Below are 19,658 nucleotides of genomic sequence, written 5' to 3'. Positions count from 1 at the left end.
GCCATGACCCGTCCCCTGAAAGTTGCCCTGGTCGCCGGCGAAGCGTCCGGCGACATCCTCGGCGCCGGCCTGATGCAGGCCATCAAGGCGCGCCATCCCGACGCGCAGTTCATCGGCGTCGGCGGGCCGCGCATGCAGGCCGAAGGCCTGGATTCCTACTTCCCCATGGAGCGTCTGGCGGTGATGGGCCTGGTCGAGGTGCTCGGCCGTCTGCCCGAGCTGCTCGGCCGTCGCCGCCGGCTGATCCGTACTCTGATCGCCGAGCGCCCCGACGTGTTCGTCGGCATCGATGCTCCCGACTTCAACCTCGGCGTCGAGCTCAAGCTGCGCCAGGCCGGTATCCGCACCGTGCACTACGTCAGCCCCTCGGTGTGGGCCTGGCGGCAGAAGCGCGTGCTGAAGATCCGCCGTGCCTGCGATCTGATGCTCACCCTGTTCCCCTTCGAGGCGCGCTTCTACGAGGAACAGCAGGTGCCGGTGTGCTTCGTCGGCCATCCGCTGGCCGACGCCATTCCCCTCGCAGCCGACCGCGCCGCGGCGCGCGCCGCCCTGGGACTGGCCGAGGAGGGCGCGCTGGTGGCTCTGTTGCCCGGCAGCCGCGGCGGCGAGGTGGAGCGCCTCGGCAGCCTGTTCCTTGACGCCGCCGCGCGGCTGCGCGCGCTGCGCGGTGGCGTCAGCTTCGTGCTGCCTTGCGCCAGCGCCGAGCGCCGTGCCCAGCTCGAAGTCATGCTGGCCGGCCGCGAATTGCCGCTCAAGCTGGTCGACGGCCGTTCCCACGAGGTGCTGGCCGCCTGCGATGCGGTGCTGATCGCATCGGGTACCGCGACCCTGGAGGCGCTGCTGTTCAAGCGGCCGATGGTGGTGGCCTACCGGGTCGCGCCCTTGACCTACCGGATTCTCAAGCGGCTGGTGAAAAGCCCCTACATTTCCCTGCCCAACCTGCTGGCCGGGCGTTTTCTGGTGCCCGAGCTGATCCAGGAGGCCGCGACGCCCGACGCCCTGGCCGAGGCCGTGTCGCCGCTGCTGGATGATGGCCAGGTGCAGACCGAGGGGTTCGACGCCATCCATCGCGCCCTGCGCCGTGGCGCGTCCGAGCGTGCCGCCGAGGCGGTGCTGCAGCTGCTGGAGCCTACCTGATGCAGCTGGGCCTGGATTTCTCGCTGGTCGAGGAGCTGGTCGCCGGGGTCGACGAGGTCGGGCGCGGCCCGCTGTGCGGCCCGGTGGTCACCGCCGCGGTGATCCTCGACCCGGCGCGGCCGATCCTCGGCCTCAACGACTCCAAGAAGCTCAGCGAGGCGCGCCGCGAGCGGCTGTTCGACGAGATCCGCGAGAAGGCCCTGGCCTGGTGCATCGGCCGCGCCGAGGTGGAGGAGATCGACCGGCTGAACATCCTCCAGGCTACCTTCCTCGCCATGCAGCGCGCGGTGGCCGGCCTGGCGGTGCGTCCCAGTCTGGCGCTGATCGACGGTAACCGCTGTCCGGTGCTGGAGGTGCCCGCCGCCCCGGTGGTGCAGGGCGACGGCCGGGTGCCGGCCATCGCTGCCGCCTCGATCCTCGCCAAGGTCAGTCGCGACCGCGAGATGGCCGCGCTGGACGCCCTCTATCCGGGCTACGGCATGGCCGGGCACAAGGGCTATCCGACCCCGGCGCATCTGGAGGCGCTCCGCCGTCTGGGGCCGACGCCGATCCATCGGCGCTCCTTCGCGCCGGTACGCGCGCTGCTGGCCGACGCCTGAGGCGCCGCGCGCCGAATCTTCCCGCCCCGCGGCGGGACTGGGCGGCGAAAGCCCTCTGACCTGGGCGCTTCGGCCCGCTACAATCCGTTCCCTGTCGTTTCAGCTGCCACGGTACCCTCATGCCCGTTTCCTTCGTCCATCTGCGCCTGCACACCGAATATTCCCTGGTCGACGGCCTGGTGCGCGTCAAGCCGCTGGTCAAGGCGGTGGCCGGCGCCGGCATGCCGGCCGTGGCGGTCACCGACATGAGCAACATGTGCGCGCTGGTCAAGTTCTACAAGGCGGCCATGGGTGCGGGCGTCAAGCCGATCTGTGGCGCCGACCTGTGGCTGGCCGGGCGCGGCGATGACGCACCGCTCAGCCGGCTGACCCTGCTGGCGATGGACGTACAGGGCTACCGCAACCTCACCGAACTGGTCTCGCGCGGCTGGACCGAAGGGCAGCACAACGGCCTGGTGATCATCCAGCGCGACTGGGTCAAGGAGGCGGCCGAGGGGCTGATCGCCCTGTCCGGCGCCCGCGAGGGCGAGATCGGTATGGCGCTGCTCAACGGCAGCCCCGACGAGGCCGAGGCGCTGCTCGGCGAGTGGCAGGCGGCCTTCCCCGGGCGCTTCTACCTGGAGGTGCAGCGCACCAGCCGGGTCGGCGACGAGGAGCATCTGCACGCGGCGGTCGAGCTGGCGGCGCGCTGCCATGCGCCGCTGGTGGCCACCAACGACGTGCGCTTCCTCAGGCCGGAGGACTTCGAGGCCCACGAGACCCGCGTGTGCATCGGCGAGGGCCGCACCCTCGACGACCCGCGCCGGCCGCGCACCTATTCCGACCAGCAATACCTGAAGACCCCGGAAGAGATGTGGGAGCTGTTCAGCGATCTGCCCGAGGCGCTGGAGAACAGCGTGGAGATCGCCCGGCGCTGCAACATCGAAGTACAGCTGGGCACCTACTTCCTGCCCAACTTCCCGGTGCCCGAGGGCATGACCATCGATGATTACCTGCGCAAGGTGTCGTTCGACGGCCTGGAGGAGCGCCTGGCGATCCTGCTGCCCAAGGACACCCCGGACTACGAGGCCAGGCGCCAGGTCTACGTCGACCGCCTGGAGTTCGAGCTGGGCACCATCATCCAGATGGGCTTCCCCGGTTACTTCCTGATCGTGATGGACTTCATCCAGTGGGCGAAGAACAACGGCGTGCCGGTCGGCCCCGGGCGGGGGTCGGGCGCCGGCTCGCTGGTCGCCTATGTGCTGAAGATCACCGACCTCGACCCGCTGGCCTATGACCTGCTGTTCGAGCGCTTCCTCAACCCCGAACGGATTTCCATGCCCGACTTCGACGTCGACTTCTGCATGGACGGCCGCGACCGGGTGATCGACTACGTGGCCGAGACCTACGGGCGCAACGCGGTGAGCCAGATCATCACCTTCGGCACCATGGCCGCCAAGGCGGTGGTGCGCGACGTGGCGCGGGTGCAGGGCAAGTCCTACGGCCTGGCCGACCGCCTGTCGAAGATGATCCCCTTCGAGGTCGGCATGACCCTCGACAAGGCCTACGAGATGGAGGAGCCGCTGCGCGAGTTCCTCGCCGCCGACGAGGATGCCCGCGAGATCTGGGACATGGCCCTCAAGCTGGAAGGCGTCACCCGTGGCACCGGCAAGCACGCCGGCGGCGTCGTGATCGCGCCGACCAAGCTCACCGATTTCGCGCCGATCGCCTGCGACGACGAGGGCGGCAGCCTGGTGACCCAGTTCGACAAGGACGACGTCGAGTCCGCTGGCCTGGTCAAGTTCGACTTCCTCGGCCTGCGCACCCTGACCATCATCAAGTGGGCGCTGGAGACGATCAACCGCGAGCGGGCCAAGCAGGGCATGGAGCCGCTGAACATCGACTTCATCCCGCTGGACGACAAGCCGACCTACCAGCTGCTGCAGCGTGCGGAAACCACCGCGGTGTTCCAGCTCGAATCGCGCGGGATGAAGGAGCTGATCAAGAAGCTCAAGCCGGACTGCCTGGAAGACCTCATCGCCCTGGTGGCGCTGTTCCGTCCCGGCCCCCTGCAGTCGGGCATGGTCGACGACTTCATCAACCGCAAGCACGGCCGCGCCGAGCTGTCCTACCCGCATCCGGACTACCAGTACGCCGGGCTCGAACCGGTGCTCAAGCCCACCTACGGCATCATCCTGTATCAGGAGCAGGTGATGCAGATCGCCCAGGTGATGGCCGGCTACACCCTGGGCGGCGCCGATATGCTGCGCCGTGCGATGGGCAAGAAGAAGCCCGAGGAGATGGCCAAGCAGCGCGGCGGCTTCATCGAGGGCTGCGCCAGCAACGGCATCGATGGCGAGCTGGCGGGAAACATCTTCGATCTGGTGGAGAAATTCGCCGGTTACGGGTTCAACAAATCGCACTCGGCGGCCTACGGCCTGGTTTCCTACCAGACCGCCTGGCTGAAGACCCACTTCCCTTCGCCGTTCATGGCCGCGGTGCTCTCGGCGGACATGCACAACACCGACAAGGTGGTGATCCTCATCGAGGAGTGCCGCAGCATGAAGCTGCGCATCGACGCCCCCGACGTCAACGTCTCCGAGTTCAAGTTCACCGTCAACGACGACGGGCGCATCGTCTACGGCCTCGGCGCGGTCAAGGGAGTCGGCGAGGGGCCGGTGGAGGCCATCGTCGAGGCGCGCGCGGCGGGGCCGTTCAAGGACCTGTTCGACTTCTGTGCGCGGGTCGACCTCAAGCGCATCAACAAGCGCACCCTCGAGGCGCTGATCCGCAGCGGCGCTCTGGATCGCCTCGGGCCGCACTACCACGACGAGCCCAAGGCCTACCAGGCCAGCCTCGACCTCAATCGCGCGGTGCTGATGGCGGCCATGGAGGAGGCGGTGCAGGCCGCCGAGCAGACCGCGCGCAGCGCCGACAGCGGGCACATGGACCTGTTCGGCGGGGTGTTCGCCGAGCCCGAGGCGGACGTCTATGCCAACTACCGCAAGGTCCGCGAGCTGACCCTCAAGGAGCGCCTGCGCGGCGAGAAGGAAACCCTCGGCCTGTACCTGACTGGCCACCCGATCGACGAGTACGAGGGCGAGGTGCGCCGCTTCGCCCGCCAGCGGATCAACGACCTGCGCCCGGCGCGCGAGACGCAGACGGTAGCCGGCCTGATCGTCAACCTGCGGGTGATGAAGAACAAGCGCGGCGACAAGATGGGTTTCGTCACCCTCGACGACCGTTCCGGGCGCATCGAGGCCTCGTTGTTCGCCGAGGCCTTCGCCGCCGCCCAGTCCCTGCTGCAGACCGACGCGCTGGTGGTGGTGGAGGGCGAGGTGAGCCTCGACGACTTCTCCGGCGGCCTGCGCCTGCGCGCGAAAAGGGTGATGAGTCTGGAGGAGGCGCGCACCGGGCTGGCCGAAAGCCTGCGCCTGAAAGTCGCCGGCGAGCAGCTGGGGGGTGATCGCCTGGGCTGGCTGGCGGAGCTGTGCGGTCGCCATCGGGGTGCCTGCCCGCTGACCCTCGACTACCGCGGCGAGAACGCCCGCGCGTTGCTGCAGTTCGGCGACCAATGGCGAATCGACCCCACCGACAGCCTGATTCAGACTTTGCGTGACCAGTTCGGACGCGACAACGTCTTCCTGCAATACCGCTAAGGCCGGGGCCTCGCTCCTGCCGCACTCGACCGGCCGCGCCCGATCCCGTAAAGTCGGGCGCCAGTTTTCGAGCCGAACAGTAACCTGCTCACCACGGATGCCTGCATGAACCCGAATTATCTGGATTTCGAACAGCCGATCGCCGACCTGCAAGCCAAGATCGATGGCCTGCGCATGGTGGGCAATGACAACGAGCTGAACATCAGCGAAGAGATTGCCCGTCTGCAGGACAAGACGCTGACGCTGACCCAGAGCATCTTCAGCAACCTGACCAGCTGGCAGATTGCGCGCCTGGCCCGTCATCCGCGCCGTCCCTACACCCTGGACTACATCCAGCACATCTTCACCGAGTTCGATGAGCTGCACGGCGACCGCCACTTCGCCGACGATGCCGCCATCGTCGGTGGCGTCGCCCGTCTGGACGACCGTCCGGTGATGGTCATCGGCCACCAGAAAGGTCGCGAAGTGCGCGAGAAGGTCCGGCGCAACTTCGGCATGCCGCGCCCCGAGGGCTACCGCAAGGCCTGCCGCCTGATGGAAATGGCCGAGCGTTTCAAGCTGCCGATCCTCACCTTCATCGACACCCCCGGCGCCTACCCGGGCATCGATGCCGAGGAGCGCGGCCAGAGCGAGGCCATCGCCTGGAACCTGCGGGTCATGGCACGCCTGAAGACCCCGATCATCGCCACGGTGATCGGCGAGGGCGGTTCGGGCGGCGCGCTGGCCATCGGCGTCTGCGACCAGCTGAACATGCTACAGTACTCCACCTACTCGGTGATCTCCCCGGAAGGCTGCGCCTCGATCCTCTGGCGTACCGCCGACAAGGCCCCGGAAGCGGCCGAGGCCATGGGCGTGACCGCCGAGCGCCTGAAGGACCTGGGCATCGTCGACCAGATCATCCCCGAGCCGCTGGGCGGCGCCCACAGCGACCACGCGGCGGTGGCCGAGTCGGTGCGCCAGTCGCTGAACAAGCAGTTGGACGAGCTGGGCAAGCTCGACACCAAGGCTCTGCTGGCGCGCCGTTACGAGCGCCTGATGAGCTACGGCGTGGCCTGACGCGCGACTGCGCAGGGTGCAGGGCTCGCGCGGCGACCCTTCACCCTGTGGCGCGCCGCTCGCCGTTCCGGGCGGCGCCGGTTGCCCGGAAGGGGCGTCCGCTCTTTGCCGCGCCGGCTTGCCTGCCGGCGGCATTCATCCCTGCTGGAGCTGCGCTCCATGTCCCTCGAATCCCGTCTCCTGTCCCTGCTCGAACCCTGGCGCCAGGCGTCGGGCTGGGTTGTCGCCTTCTCCGGCGGCCTCGATTCCAGCGTGCTGCTCCACCTGCTCGTCCGTTTGCGCGCTAACCACGACCTGCCGCCACTGTCCGCCGTGCATGTCCATCACGGTCTGCAGGCCGACGCCGACGCCTGGGTGGCGCACTGCCGTGCCCGCTGTGCGGCGCTGGGCGTGCCGCTCGAGGTGCGGCACGTGCGGGTGGGCGAGGGCGCCAGCGTCGAGCGGGCGGCGCGCGAGGCGCGTTACGGGGCGTTCGCCGCTGTCCTGAAGGCCGGCGAGGTGCTGCTCGTCGCCCAGCACCGCGACGACCAGGCCGAGACGCTGTTGCTGCGTCTGTTGCGCGGTGCCGGGGTGCGCGGGCTGGCGGCGATGCCGGCCAGTCGGCCGCTGGCGGCCGGGCACCTGCTGCGCCCGCTGCTGGAGGTGAGGCGCGCCGAGCTGGAGGCCTGGGCGCGGACGGCGGGACTGTCCTGGATCGAGGACCCGAGCAACGCCGATGTCTCCCTGGCGCGCAACTTCCTGCGTCGCGAGATCCTGCCGCGTCTGGAGCGGCACTGGCCGGCGGCCGGCGCAGTGCTGGCCCGCGATGCCGAGCAACTGGCCGAAGCCGACCAACTGCTCGGCGAGCTGGCTGCCCTGGATCTGGCCGCGGCCCGCACGCCCGCGCCACATGCCTGGCTGCCCTTGCCATCGCTGGCGCTGGCGCCGCTGCAGGCATTGTCCGAGGCGCGCCAGCGCAATGCGCTGCGCGAGTGGCTGCGCCCGCTGAGCCTGCCGCCCGAGCGCGAGCACTGGACCGGCTGGGTGGATCTGCGCGATGCCGCCGTCGATGCCACGCCCTGCTGGCGGCTGAGCGGCGGCGAGTTGCGCCGCCATGGCGGGCGTCTCTGGTGGCTGAGCGGCGCCTGGCTCGCCGCGCCACCGCCGGCTGGCGAACCCTGGCTTGCGCCGCAGGAGCCGCTGGCGCTGCCCGGCAACGGGCGTGTGTGGCTCGAAGGTGCCCTGCCGAACGGCGCGCTGCGGGTGGAGTACCGCCGCGGCGGCGAGGTGCTCGACCTGCCGGGGCGCGGCCATCGCGATCTCAAGCGCCTGCTGCAGGAATGCGGCGTGCCGCCCTTCGTGCGCGAGCGCCTGCCGCTGCTCAAGTGCGGCGACCGGCTGCTGGCGGTGGCCAACCTGCCGCAGCTGCGGACGAGCGGGGAGGGCGCGCCCGGCCTGCGCTGGCAGCCGCCGACCGGTGGTCCGGGTTTGAGCTGATAATGCCTTTCGCGTAAACTATTCTCCCGTCTTCAAGAGGCTTTGCGCCTCCCTTCGCATTCCCCGGCGGCCAGCCGCCTCAACGCAAACTTCTAGGGTTTTTCATGACGCGCTACATCTTCGTCACGGGTGGTGTTGTTTCTTCATTGGGGAAAGGCATCGCCTCGGCTTCCTTGGCGGCAATCCTGGAGGCGCGGGGGCTGAAGGTCACCATGCTGAAACTCGACCCCTACATCAACGTCGATCCGGGGACCATGAGTCCGTTCCAGCATGGTGAAGTGTTCGTCACCCACGACGGCGCGGAAACCGACCTCGACCTGGGCCACTACGAGCGGTTCATCCGCACCACCATGACCCAGAACAACAACTTCACCAGCGGCCGCATCTACATGGACGTGCTGCGCAAGGAGCGCCGCGGCGACTACCTGGGCGCCACCGTGCAGGTGATTCCGCATATCACCGACGAGATCAAGCGCCGGATCATCAAGGGCGCCGGCGATGCCGACGTGGCCCTGGTGGAGATCGGCGGCACCGTCGGCGACATCGAATCGCAGCCGTTCCTCGAAGCGATCCGCCAACTGCGCGTGGAAATCGGCGCCAAGCGCGCGATGCTGATGCACTTGACCCTGGTGCCCTACATCGCCACCGCCGGCGAGACCAAGACCAAGCCGACCCAGCATTCGGTCAAGGAGCTGCGTTCCATCGGCCTGCAGCCTGACGTTCTGATCTGCCGCTCCGACCACCCGGTCGACCTGTCGTCGCGGCGCAAGATCGCCCTGTTCACCAACGTCGAAGAACGTGCGGTGATCAGCCTGGAAGATGTGGATACCATCTACAAGATCCCCTCCGTGCTGCACGCCCAGGGCCTGGACGACATCGTCGTCGAGCGCTTCGGCCTGGAGTGCGGCCCGGCCGACCTGTCCGAATGGGACCGCGTGGTCGATGCCAAGCTCAACCCCGAGCACGAAGTGACCATCGCCATGGTCGGCAAGTACATGGAGCTGCTGGACGCCTACAAGTCGCTGATCGAGGCGATGGGCCATGCCGGCATCCAGAGCCGCACCAAGGTCAACCTGCGTTATATCGACTCCGAGGACATCGAGAACCAGGGCACCGGCCTGCTGGCCGGCGTCGACGCCATCCTGGTGCCCGGCGGCTTCGGTCTGCGCGGCGTGGAAGGCAAGATCCAGACCGTGCAGTACGCCCGCGAGAACAAGATTCCCTACCTGGGCATCTGCTTGGGCATGCAGGTCGCGGTGATCGAGTACGCCCGCAACGTGCTGGGCTGGAAGGACGCCAACTCCACCGAGTTCGATCACGCCAGCGGCCATCCGGTGGTCGGCCTGATCACCGAGTGGCAGGACGCCACCGGTGCCGTCGAGCAGCGCAGCGAAGGCTCCGACCTGGGTGGCACCATGCGCCTGGGCGCCCAGGAGTGCCAGCTGGAGGCCGGTTCGCAGGTCCATGCCTGCTACGGCAAGGACGTGATCGTCGAGCGCCATCGGCACCGCTACGAGGTCAACAACAACCTGCTGCCGCAGCTGCAGGAAGCCGGTCTGCGGGTCAGCGGCCGCTCCGGCGACGGCGCGCTGGTCGAGGTGGTCGAGGCGCCGGAGCATCCGTGGTTCGTCGCCTGCCAGTTCCACCCGGAGTTCACCTCCACCCCGCGCGACGGCCATCCGCTGTTCAGCGGTTTCGTCAAGGCTGCCCTCCAGCAGCACGCACTGAACCAGAAGGGCTGAGCCATGGCGCAGAAGATCATCCGCGTCGGCGACATCCAGATCGGCAACGACCTGCCGTTCGTGCTGTTCGGCGGCATGAACGTGCTGGAGTCGCGCGATCTGGCGCTGAAGGTCTGCGAGGAATACGTGCGGGTCACCGAGAGGCTCGGCATTCCCTACGTGTTCAAGGCCAGCTTCGACAAGGCCAACCGCTCGTCGATCGCCTCGTTCCGCGGCCCGGGCCTGGACGAGGGGCTGAAGATCTTCGAGGAAGTGAAGAAGACCTTCGGCGTGCCGCTGATCACCGACGTCCACGAGCCCTACCAGGCGGCGCCGGTGGCCGAGGTCTGCGACATCATCCAGCTGCCGGCCTTCCTGTCGCGGCAGACCGACCTGGTGGTGGCGATGGCCAAGACCGGCGCGGCGATCAACATCAAGAAGGCCCAGTTCCTCGCCCCGCAGGAGATGAAGCACATCCTCAGGAAGTGCGAGGAGGCGGGCAACGACCGGTTGATCCTTTGCGAGCGCGGCTCCTCGTTCGGCTACAACAACCTGGTGGTCGACATGCTCGGCTTCGGCATCATGAAGCAGTTCGACTACCCGGTGTTCTTCGACGTGACCCATGCCCTGCAGATGCCGGGCGGTCGCGCCGATTCGGCCGGCGGGCGCCGTGCCCAGGTCACCGAGCTGGCACGAGCCGGACTGAGCCAGGGGCTTGCAGGGCTGTTCCTCGAAGCCCACCCGGACCCGGACAACGCCAAGTGCGACGGTCCCTGTGCCCTGCGCCTGGACAAGCTGGAGCCGTTCCTCGCCCAGCTCAAGGCGCTGGACGAGCTGGTCAAGAGCTTCCCGCCGCTCGAAACGGCCTGAGGGCCGTCCACCGCGGTAAAGTGTCGGGCGCCCGAGCGGGGCGCCCGATCCCGTTTTCTCCCCGGTCGTGCGGCACTGGCCAGGCCACTGCATCCGCGATCGTGTTCGTCAACTCTCTGGAGTGCTACCCGCAATGGCAAAAATCGTCGACATCAAGGGCCGTGAGGTTCTCGACTCCCGTGGCAACCCCACCGTAGAAGCCGATGTGATCCTCGACAACGGCATCATCGGCAGCGCCTGCGCGCCGTCCGGTGCTTCCACCGGCTCGCGCGAAGCGCTGGAGCTGCGCGATGGCGACAAGAGCCGCTACCTGGGCAAGGGTGTGCTGAAGGCCGTGGCCAACGTCAACGGCCCGATCCGCGAGCTGCTGCTGGGCAAGGATCCGGCCGACCAGAGGGCCCTGGACCGGGCGATGATCGAACTGGACGGCACCGAGAACAAGGCCGTGCTGGGCGCCAACGCCATCCTCGCCGTGTCCCTGGCCGCCGCCAAGGCTGCCGCCGCCGCCAAGGGCGTGCCGCTGTACGCGCACATCGCCGATCTGAACGGCACCCCGGGCGTCTACTCCATGCCGGTGCCGATGATGAACATCATCAACGGCGGCGAGCACGCCGACAACAACGTCGACATCCAGGAGTTCATGGTCCAGCCGGTCGGCGCCAAGACCTTCGCCGACGCCCTGCGCATGGGCGCCGAGATCTTCCATCACCTCAAGGCCGTGCTGAAGGCCCGTGGCCTGAACACCGCCGTCGGTGACGAGGGCGGCTTCGCGCCGAACCTGGCTTCCAACGAGGACGCCCTGGCCGCCATCGCCGAAGCCGTGGCCAACGCCGGCTACACGCTGGGCGAAGACGTCACCCTGGCCCTGGACTGCGCCTCCTCCGAGTTCTTCAAGGACGGCCAGTACGATCTGGAAGGCGAAGGCAAGGTGTTCAGCGCCGAAGGTTTCGCCGACTACCTGGCCGGCCTGACCCAGCGCTACCCGATCATCTCCATCGAAGACGGCATGGACGAGTCCGACTGGGCCGGCTGGAAGGTGCTGACCGACAAGATCGGCGAGAAGGTGCAGCTGGTCGGCGACGACCTGTTCGTCACCAACACCAAGATCCTCAAGCGCGGTATCGAGGAGTCGATCGGCAACTCGATCCTGATCAAGTTCAACCAGATCGGCTCGCTGACCGAGACCCTGGAAGCCATCCAGATGGCCAAGGCCGCCGGCTTCACCGCGGTGATCTCGCATCGCTCCGGCGAAACCGAGGACAGCACCATCGCCGACCTGGCCGTGGGTACCGCTGCCGGCCAGATCAAGACCGGTTCGCTGTGCCGTTCCGATCGCGTGTCCAAGTACAACCAGCTGCTGCGCATCGAGGAGCAACTGGGTGCCAAGGCTCCGTACAAGGGCCGTGCCGAGTTCCGCGGCTAAGCTGTCCGTGACCCTCGCCATGTCCGCTGCGGCGGGCATGGCGACAGGGCGGCGCGCGGCCCGCGCCGCCTTCACCGCACCATCGAGGGCTGATCCGCATGCAAAAGGCCCATCTGCTGTTCGTCGTGCTGCTGCTGGTGCTGGGCGGCCTGCAATACCGTCTGTGGGAAGGCGACGGCGGCCTCACCCATAACGCTGAACTGCGCCAGCAAATCGCCGACCAGAAGCGCGAGAACGAAGCCCTGCTCGAACGCAACCGCATCCTCGATGCCGAGGTGGCCGAGCTCAAGCGTGGCATGGAGACGGTCGAGGAGCGTGCCCGCCATGAGCTGGGCATGGTCAAAGACGGCGAAACCCTGTATCTGCTGAGCAAATGAACCTGATTCCCCTCCCCGAATTCTGGGCCGTGATTCCTGCGGCCGGCGTCGGCGCGCGGATGCGCGCCGACCGTCCCAAGCAGTACCTGCGCCTCGGCGAGCGCACGGTGCTGGAGCACACCCTTGGCTGCTTCCTCGGCCACCCGACCCTCAAGGGGCTGGTGGTCTGCCTGGCCGAGGACGATCCCTGGTGGCCGGGGCTGGCCTGCGCCGGCGATCCGCGCATCGCCCGTGTCGCCGGCGGCTGCGAGCGCGCCGACTCGGTGCTCAACGGCCTGTTGCATCTGCTGGAGCTCGGTGCCGACGAGCACGACTGGGTGCTGGTGCACGACGCGGCGCGGCCCAACCTGAGCCGCGAGGATCTCGACCTGCTGCTCGGCGAACTGGCCGAGGACCCGGTCGGCGGCCTGCTGGCGGTGCCGGCGCGCGACACCCTCAAGCGGGTCGGCAAGGATGGCCGGGTGCGCGAGACGGTCGACCGCAGCGTGATCTGGCAGGCCTATACCCCGCAGATGTTCCGCCTCGGCGCGCTACACCGCAGCCTGGCCGACGCCCGGGTATCGCGGGTGGCGATCACCGACGAGGCTTCCGCCCTGGAGTGGGCCGGCCAGGCTCCGCGACTGGTCGAGGGTCGCGCCGACAACCTGAAGATCACCCGTCCCGAAGACCTGGAGTGGCTGCGCCAGCGCTGGGGGCTGGGCTCGGGCGACTAGCCGGCGGCCAGCTCGCCCAGCACCCCCGCCAGCGCCGTCCGCCAGTCGGCCGGGGCGATGCCGAAAGTGGCGCGCAGCTTGCCGCAGTCCAGTACCGAATACGCCGGCCGTTGCGCGGCGCCGGGGTAGTCGGTGCTGCCGATGGCGCGCACCTGCGGCGTCCGCGCGAGCAGCGCCAGCGCCTCGGCCTGACGGAAGATCTCCAACGCGAAGGCGTGCCAGCTGCAGGGCGGCGCGCCGGCGCAGTGGTAGGTGCCCCAGGCGAGGTCGCCCTGTTGGCGATAGCGCTGCGCCAGTTGCCAGAGTACCTGGGCCAGGTAGGCCGCCGGCGTCGGGCAGCCCAGCTGGTCGGCGACCACCGCCAGTTCCGGATGCGTGCCCGCCAGGCGCAGCATGGTCTTGACGAAGTTGTGGCCGTGGGCGCCGAACACCCAGCTGCTGCGCAGGATCAGATGGCGGCTGCAGCCTGCGCGCACCGCCCGTTCGCCGCCGAGCTTGCTGGCGCCGTAGACGCCGAGCGGTCGGCAGGCGTCCTCCTCGCGGTAGGGGCGGCGCAGGTCGCCGGCGAAGACGTAGTCGCTGGACAGCTGGAACAGCGCGATGCCCCGCTGCTGCGCCGCCTGCGCCAGGTGCGCGGCGCCGTCGCGATTGACCGCCCAGGCCCGCGCCGGCTCCGTCTCGGCGCGATCCACCGCGGTGTAGGCGGCGGCGTTGACGATCAGTTGCGGACGCACCCTTTCCACCTGCGCGGCGACCTGCGCAGCATCGCGGATATCCAGCTGCGCGGCCCCCAGCCCGACGACCGTCCAGTCTGCCGGCGCATGGCGCAGCAGCTCGCGGCCCAGCTGGCCGTGAGCGCCGGTGACCAGCACGCGCAGCGGCGCGGCCGCATTGGTGCGGTTCATCGACCGTGTGCCTGCAGCAGTCCGGCCAGGCTCGGCAGGGCGCGGTCCTTGTCCGACAGCAGCGGCTGACCCAGCGGCCAGGGAATGTCGAGCTGCGGGTCGTTCCAGATCACCCCGCCTTCGTCGTCGGGGCAGTAGAAATCGGTGCATTTGTAGTGGGTATCGGCCACCGCACTGAGCACGCAGAAACCATGGGCGTAGCCCGGCGGTATCCATAGCTGGCGGTGGTTCGCGTCGCTCAGCTCGACGCCGACGCAGCGCCCGAAAGTGGGCGAGGCTGGGTCGATGTCGGCCGCCACATCGTAGATCGCCCCGCGACTGACGCTGACCAGCTTGCCCTGCGGGCGCCGGCGCTGGAAATGCAGGCCGCGCAGCACGCCGCGTGTCGAGCGCGAGTGGTTGTCCTGGACGAACGGCAGGTCGATGCCGGCGGCACGATAGCGCTCGACCTGGAAGGTTTCCAGGAAGAAGCCGCGAGCGTCGCCGAACACCCGTGGCTCGACGATCAGCACCCCCGGCAACTCGGTGGCGGTCACCTTCATCGCCGTGGCTCCTGGGCCAGCAGGCGCAGCAGGTACTGGCCGTAGCCGGTGTGGGCCAGCGCCCGGGCGCGCTGCTGCAGCTGCGTATCCGACAGCCAGCCCTGGCGCCAGGCGACCTCCTCCAGGCAGGCGATCTTCAGGCCCTGGCGGGCCTCGATGGTCTGTACGAAGTGGCTGGCCTCCATCAGCGAGTCGTGGGTGCCGGTATCCAGCCAGGCGAAGCCGCGACCGAGCAGGCTGACCTGCAGGTCGCCGCGCTGCAGGTAGGCGTTGTTGACGTCGGTGATTTCCAGTTCGCCGCGCGACGAGGGCCTGACCTGCCGGGCGATGCGCGCCGCGTCGCGGTCGTAGAAGTACAGGCCGGTCACCGCGTGGGCGGATTTCGGCCGTTGCGGCTTTTCCTCGATGGACAGCGCGCGCCCGTCGGCATCGAACTCGACCACCCCGAAGCGCTGCGGGTCGGCGACCGGGTAGCCGAATACGGTGGCGCCGTGCTGGCGGCCGGCCGCCTCGTGGAGCATGGCGCTGAAGCCGTAGCCGTAGAAGATGTTGTCGCCGAGGATCAGGCAGACGTTGTCGTCGCCGACGAAGGATTCGCCGATCAGCAGGGCCTGGGCCACGCCCTCCGGCGCCGGTTGCTCGGCATAGCTCAGGCGGATGCCGAAGGCCGCGCCGTCGCCGAGCAGCTTGCGAAAGCCTGGCAGGTCGTCGGGGGTGGAGATGATCAGGATGTCGCGGATTCCGGCCAGCATCAGCACCGACAGCGGGTAGTAGATCATCGGCTTGTCGTAGACCGGCAGCAGCTGCTTGGACACCGCGCAGGTCAGCGGATAGAGCCGCGAGCCGCTGCCGCCGGCGAGAACGATGCCCTTCATCGCGGCTGCTCCAGATACCACTGCACGGTCTTGCGCAGGCCCGAGGCGAAACTCTCCAGCGGTCGCCAGCCCAGCTCGGCGGCAATCTTGCCGGCGTCGATGGCGTAGCGGCGGTCGTGGCCGGGACGGTCCGCGACGAAGGCGATCTGCTGGCGGTAGGAGCCGTGCGGGCGCGGCTTGAGCTCGTCGAGCAGGTCGCAGAGCTGCCCGACCACGTCGAGGTTGCGCCGCTCGGCATGGGCGCCGACGTTGTAGCTCTCGCCCGGCCGGCCGCGCTCGAGGATCGCCAGCAGCGCGCGGACGTGGTCGTCCACATACAGCCAGTCGCGCACCTGCGCGCCGTCGCCGTAGACCGGCAGCGGCTGGCCGCGCAGGGCGCGGTCGATCATCAGCGGGATCAGCTTCTCGCGCACCTGCCAGGGGCCGTAGTTGTTGGAGCAGTGGCTGACCAGTACCGGTAGCCCGTAGGTGCGCTGCCAGGCGCGGACCAGGTGGTCGGCGCCGGCCTTGGAGGCGGAGTAGGGCGAGCTGGGGGCATAGGGCGTGGTTTCGCGGAACGCCGCCATGCCGTCGCCCAGGTCGCCGTAGACCTCGTCGGTGGACACCTGCAGGAAGCGGAAGGCATCGGCGGCGGCGGCCGGCAGGCCATCGCGGTAGCGGCGGGCCGCTTCGAGCAGGGTGAAGGTGCCGACCAGGTTGGTCTGGACGAACGGCGCCGGGGCGTCGATGGAGCGGTCCACGTGGGACTCGGCGGCCAGGTGGATCACCGCGTCCGGGCGGAAATCGGCGAAGATCCGTGCCAATGCGCTGCCGTCGCAGACGTCCACTGCATGCAGGCGGTAGCGCGGCGAGTCCGCCACGCAGGCCAGCGCCGCGGGGTTGGCCGCGTAGGTCAGCTTGTCGAGATTGGCGATCTCGCGGTCGCTGCCGTGGATCAGCTGACGGATCAGCGCCGAACCGATGAAGCCGGCACCGCCGGTGATCAGGATTTTGCCGGGCACGGGGGATACCTATGGGAACGCCGGGGAATGCATGGCGATAGTGTATCCGCTGTGCGGGTATCGCCGACAGGCGCCCGCGCGGCTCAGGACGCCTGCCGCGCGCGTCCGCACAGCTGCAGCACGGCCTCGCGCAGGGTCTGGATCTTCAGCGGCTTGGTCAGGTAGCCGGCGATGCCCAGGGCGCTGATGTTGGCGATGTCCTCGGGCATCGCCGCGGCGCTGATGATGATCACCGGCAGCTCGCGGGTCTGCGGGTTGTCGCGCAGGCGACGCAGCAGGGCGTCGCCCTGCAGGCCGGGCAGGTCGAGGTCGAGCAGCAGCAGCTGCGGCGGGTGCTCGTTGAGCCAGTGCAGCGCCTCCAGGCCGTTGTCCAGCACCTCGACCCGGGCGATGTCGCCCAGCGCCTTCTCCACCAGCAGCTGGCTGGCGCGGTTGTCCTCGACGTAGAGCACCCGCGGCAGGCGCTCGCGGCCGGGCGCGGCGGCGCTGCGCACGCTGGCCTGCAGTTCGGCGCTGAACGGCAGCTCGATCCAGAAGGTGCTGCCGCTGCCCGGGGTGCTGACGAAGCCGATCCGCCCGTGCATCAGCTCGGCCAGCTCGCGGCTCAGCACCAGGCCGATGCCGCTGCCCTTGATCGCGCTGTTCTCGTGGCCGAGGCGCTGGAAGGGCTTGAACAGCTGGTCCTGGCGCTCGGGGTCGATGCCGTAGCCGCTGTCCTCGACGCTCAGGCGCAGGCGCTCGCCGTCGATCCGGTAGCCCAGCGTTACCCGGCCGTGGGGGCGGTTGTACTTGACCGCGTTGCTCAGCAGGTTGAGCAGGATCTGCCGCAGGCGCCGCGCCTCGGCGCGCACCAGCAGGCTGCCCGGCGGCAGCTGGGCCTCCAGCTGCAGGTGCTGCTCGCGGGCCTGCGGGCGGATCAGTTCCAGGCACTCGGCCATGATCTGCCGGGCGTCGACGGTCTCCAGATGGACGCTGGCCTTGTCCGCCTCGATGCGCGCCAGGTCGAGGATGTCGTCCACCAGCAGGCCGAGGTGGCTGCTGGCGTTGTCGATCTCGCCGGCGTACTGGCGCAGGCTGTGCTCCTCGGGGCGCTCCTGCAGCTCCAGCTGGATCAGCTGGGCGAAGCCCTGCACGGCGTTGAGCGGGGTGCGCAGCTCGTGGCTCATGCTCGACAGGAAGCGGGTCTTGGCGACGTTGGCGGCCTGGGCCTGCTGGCTGGCGCGGCTGAGCGCCTCCTGGGTGGCCTTGAGGGCGTCGATGTCGACGTGGGTGCCGGCCAGGCGCAGCGGCCGGCCGCTGACCGGATCGGCGTCGAGCAGGCGGGCGCGGCTGAGCAGCCAGTGGTAGATGCCATGGGCGTCGCTGAAGCGGTACTCGATGCTGTAGTTGTCGCTGCTCGCGGCCGGCTGCTCGTGGCAGGCGATCACCGCCTCGCGGTCGTCGGGGTGGACGCGGGCGAGGAATGCGTCCAGCGCCAGGTCGTTGCCGTCCAGGCCGAAGCGCTGCGGGAAGCGGCCCTCGATGTGCAGCCGCTGCCGGCGCAGGTCGAGGGTCCAGAGGCTCTCGGTGGTGGAGTCGAGGACCAGATCGAGCTGGTCCTGGGCCTGCTGGCGGGTGGTTTCGCTGCATTCGAGCTGGGCGCCCATCGCCGCGGCGGCGGCGGCGGCGCCGTCCAGCTCGCCGATCTCGCAGGGCTGGCGCGGCGGGTGCCAGTTGCCGCGACCGATCTCGCCCATCATCGCCGACAGGTGGTCGATCGGCCCCTGCAGCTGGGCGCTGAGCTGGCGGGCGCGCAGCCACATGCCGGCGAAGAACAGCACGTAGAACAGCACCAGGCCGGCGATCAGCAGGTAGCCGATCTGCTGGTAGCGGGCGGCCAGGGCGTTGGTCTGGCGGAACACCTCGGCCTCGTCGACCAGGGTGACCAGCTTCCAGCCGGTTTCGCCGATGGTGGTCCAGGCGGCGAGCTGGCTCTTGCCGCCCAGGCTCAGGGTCTGCAGGCCGGAGGCGCGCTGGCCGATGGCGCCGGCCAGCGCCTGGGTGTCCTCGCGTTTGGCGAGGTTGAAGTCGGCGGGCTTGAAGATTTCCTTGCGGATCGCCTCGTCGTAGGAGTGGCTGGTCAGCTCGCTGAGGTTGAAGTCGCGCTCGCCGGCCGGCGGCAGGGCCATGATGTTCAGCTCCTCGCTGACCAGGATGGCGTAGCCGTTCCAGGGCACCTGCAGGGTGGCGATCTCGTCGAGGATGGTGTCGACGGTAACGTCGAGGCCGGCGACGCCTTCGAGGAAGTCGCCGCGATAGACCGGCGCCAGCGCCGACATCATCCAGCCCTGGCCGGCGGGGTCGACGTAGATTTCGGTCCACACCACCTTGCGCTGTGGGTTGTGCCGCGCATCTGCCAGGTAATAGAAGTTGTAGTCGGGGATGACCATGTCGTGGGGGTACTGGTCGGGGGTGAAGAACCAGGGGTAGATGCGGTTGTAGCTGTCCCAGGTGTTGAAGTAGAGGGAGGCGATCAGCTTGTCGCTGGCCTGGATGCTCTTCATCAACGGGTCGAGCTGGGCCAGGCGCAGCACGCGCTCCATGTCCTGGCGCTCGCGAGGGGTGCTGTTGGCATAGAAGGAAGCGGCGCGGCCGTCGTTGCTGCGGGTGTAGAGCACACCGTCCTCGGTGTGGGCGTGGCGGCGGCGTTCGGCCTCGTCGACCTGGTAGTCCTCGCGCAGCAGCACCTCGCGGATCTGCTCGCCGTACAGGCGGGTGGTGCGGCTGATGGCGCGCAGGCGCTCGTTGATCAGCCGGCCTTCCTGCTGGGCGGCGCTCTGCAGGTCGGTGAGGGCGGTCTGGCGCAGGTGGTCGATCTGCGCCTCGCGGATCGAGCTGTTGGTTAGCAGGTAGGCGGCGATCAGCACGGTTTCCACCAGGATCAGCGGAATCAGCGAGCTTTGCACGAAGGCGCGCCACATCCAGCGGCGCAGCGTCGTTTTCCGGGTGTCCTGCATGACGTGAGCATTCCCTGAGAGTAAAAGCGGGCCGGAAGGGCGCATGCCGCGACGCCTGGCGTCAAGAATTTGATAACAGTCGGTGGCGTTGCGGACTCAGGCGCGCCGCGGCCCGGCGATGATAATCCAGAGCCTGGCTTTTGTGAGCGGTTTCGTGGCGGGCAGCGAGAAATATTCGCAGAAGCGGTGCTCGGGCTTTTTTGACAGTTTTTTGGCGACGGCAAGCCCGGCACCATACCGCCGCTTGCCGGCGGGCAGCCCTGGGCGGCTGGCGGCTTTTTTCCCCTCAGCGGTTGTAACTTGCGTGCGAGCCGCTACAATGGCGCCCG

Annotated in this window: 15 protein-coding genes; 10 read left to right on the top strand and 5 right to left on the bottom strand. The window is 68.8% G+C overall.

The window, feature by feature from the left end; genetic code table 11:
* Positions 1–3: 3 nt before the first annotated feature.
* From lpxB to ispD, 10 genes are all read left to right on the top strand, one after another.
* Positions 4–1,137, top strand: a complete 1,134-nt coding sequence (lpxB, locus tag BLU22_RS13760; protein ID WP_090215611.1) for a lipid-A-disaccharide synthase — start codon at positions 4–6, stop codon at positions 1,135–1,137.
* Complete coding sequence (gene rnhB / locus BLU22_RS13755; RefSeq protein WP_090215608.1) at positions 1,137–1,736, top strand: ribonuclease HII; 600 nt, start codon at positions 1,137–1,139, stop codon at positions 1,734–1,736. Before lpxB ends, rnhB begins: the two co-directional genes overlap by 1 nt.
* Positions 1,737–1,855: 119 nt before the next feature.
* Positions 1,856–5,374, top strand: a complete 3,519-nt coding sequence (gene dnaE / locus BLU22_RS13750; protein WP_090215606.1) for a DNA polymerase III subunit alpha — start codon at positions 1,856–1,858, stop codon at positions 5,372–5,374.
* Positions 5,375–5,479: 105 nt separating this feature from the next.
* Positions 5,480–6,430 (top strand): acetyl-CoA carboxylase carboxyl transferase subunit alpha, encoded by a 951-nt coding sequence (gene accA / locus BLU22_RS13745; protein WP_090215604.1) that lies wholly within the window; start codon positions 5,480–5,482, stop codon positions 6,428–6,430.
* 159 nt (positions 6,431–6,589) lie between these two features.
* Entirely contained in the window at positions 6,590–7,906 is a 1,317-nt protein-coding gene (gene tilS / locus BLU22_RS13740; protein WP_090215602.1) for a tRNA lysidine(34) synthetase TilS, read from the top strand.
* A 104-nt stretch (positions 7,907–8,010) separates the two neighbouring features.
* Positions 8,011–9,648: a CTP synthase gene (locus tag BLU22_RS13735; RefSeq protein WP_090215600.1), complete on the top strand. Its 1,638-nt coding sequence runs from the start codon at positions 8,011–8,013 to the stop codon at positions 9,646–9,648.
* Positions 9,649–9,651: 3 nt separating this feature from the next.
* Complete coding sequence (gene kdsA, locus BLU22_RS13730; RefSeq protein WP_090215597.1) at positions 9,652–10,497, top strand: 3-deoxy-8-phosphooctulonate synthase; 846 nt, start codon at positions 9,652–9,654, stop codon at positions 10,495–10,497.
* A 133-nt stretch (positions 10,498–10,630) separates the two neighbouring features.
* A complete protein-coding gene (gene eno / locus BLU22_RS13725; RefSeq protein WP_090215594.1) occupies positions 10,631–11,920 on the top strand; it encodes a phosphopyruvate hydratase in 1,290 nt (429 codons plus the stop codon).
* Between the two features lie 98 nt (positions 11,921–12,018).
* Entirely contained in the window at positions 12,019–12,297 is a 279-nt protein-coding gene (locus BLU22_RS13720) for a septum formation initiator family protein (protein WP_090215590.1), read from the top strand.
* On the top strand, positions 12,294–13,010 hold the full coding sequence (ispD, locus tag BLU22_RS13715) for a 2-C-methyl-D-erythritol 4-phosphate cytidylyltransferase (RefSeq protein ID WP_090215588.1): 717 nt from the start codon (positions 12,294–12,296) through the stop codon (positions 13,008–13,010). The genes BLU22_RS13720 and ispD overlap by 4 nt, the downstream gene beginning before the upstream one ends.
* Here ispD and rfbD read toward each other — a convergent pair.
* The 5 genes from rfbD to BLU22_RS13690 form a co-directional block, all read right to left on the bottom strand.
* Positions 13,007–13,888, bottom strand: coding sequence for a dTDP-4-dehydrorhamnose reductase (rfbD, locus tag BLU22_RS13710; RefSeq protein ID WP_090216491.1), 882 nt, complete (start codon positions 13,886–13,888; stop codon positions 13,007–13,009). The genes ispD and rfbD overlap by 4 nt on opposite strands.
* Positions 13,889–13,911: 23 nt before the next feature.
* Positions 13,912–14,457 (bottom strand): dTDP-4-dehydrorhamnose 3,5-epimerase, encoded by a 546-nt coding sequence (rfbC, locus tag BLU22_RS13705; protein WP_090215585.1) that lies wholly within the window; start codon positions 14,455–14,457, stop codon positions 13,912–13,914.
* The gene (gene rfbA / locus BLU22_RS13700; protein WP_090215582.1) at positions 14,454–15,332 is read right to left on the bottom strand and encodes a glucose-1-phosphate thymidylyltransferase RfbA; all 879 of its coding nucleotides are present in this window, start codon (positions 15,330–15,332) and stop codon (positions 14,454–14,456) included. The genes rfbC and rfbA overlap by 4 nt, the downstream gene beginning before the upstream one ends.
* Positions 15,329–16,333, bottom strand: a complete 1,005-nt coding sequence (gene rfbB, locus BLU22_RS13695; RefSeq protein WP_090215580.1) for a dTDP-glucose 4,6-dehydratase — start codon at positions 16,331–16,333, stop codon at positions 15,329–15,331. The genes rfbA and rfbB overlap by 4 nt, the downstream gene beginning before the upstream one ends.
* 83 nt (positions 16,334–16,416) lie before the next feature.
* Positions 16,417–19,329, bottom strand: coding sequence for a hybrid sensor histidine kinase/response regulator (locus BLU22_RS13690; protein WP_090215577.1), 2,913 nt, complete (start codon positions 19,327–19,329; stop codon positions 16,417–16,419).
* Positions 19,330–19,658 lie beyond the last annotated feature (329 nt).

It is taken from the genome of Pseudomonas guangdongensis (assembly GCF_900105885.1).
Classification (GTDB): domain Bacteria; phylum Pseudomonadota; class Gammaproteobacteria; order Pseudomonadales; family Pseudomonadaceae; genus Geopseudomonas; species Geopseudomonas guangdongensis.
This window is presented reverse-complemented; position numbering and strand designations above follow the sequence as displayed.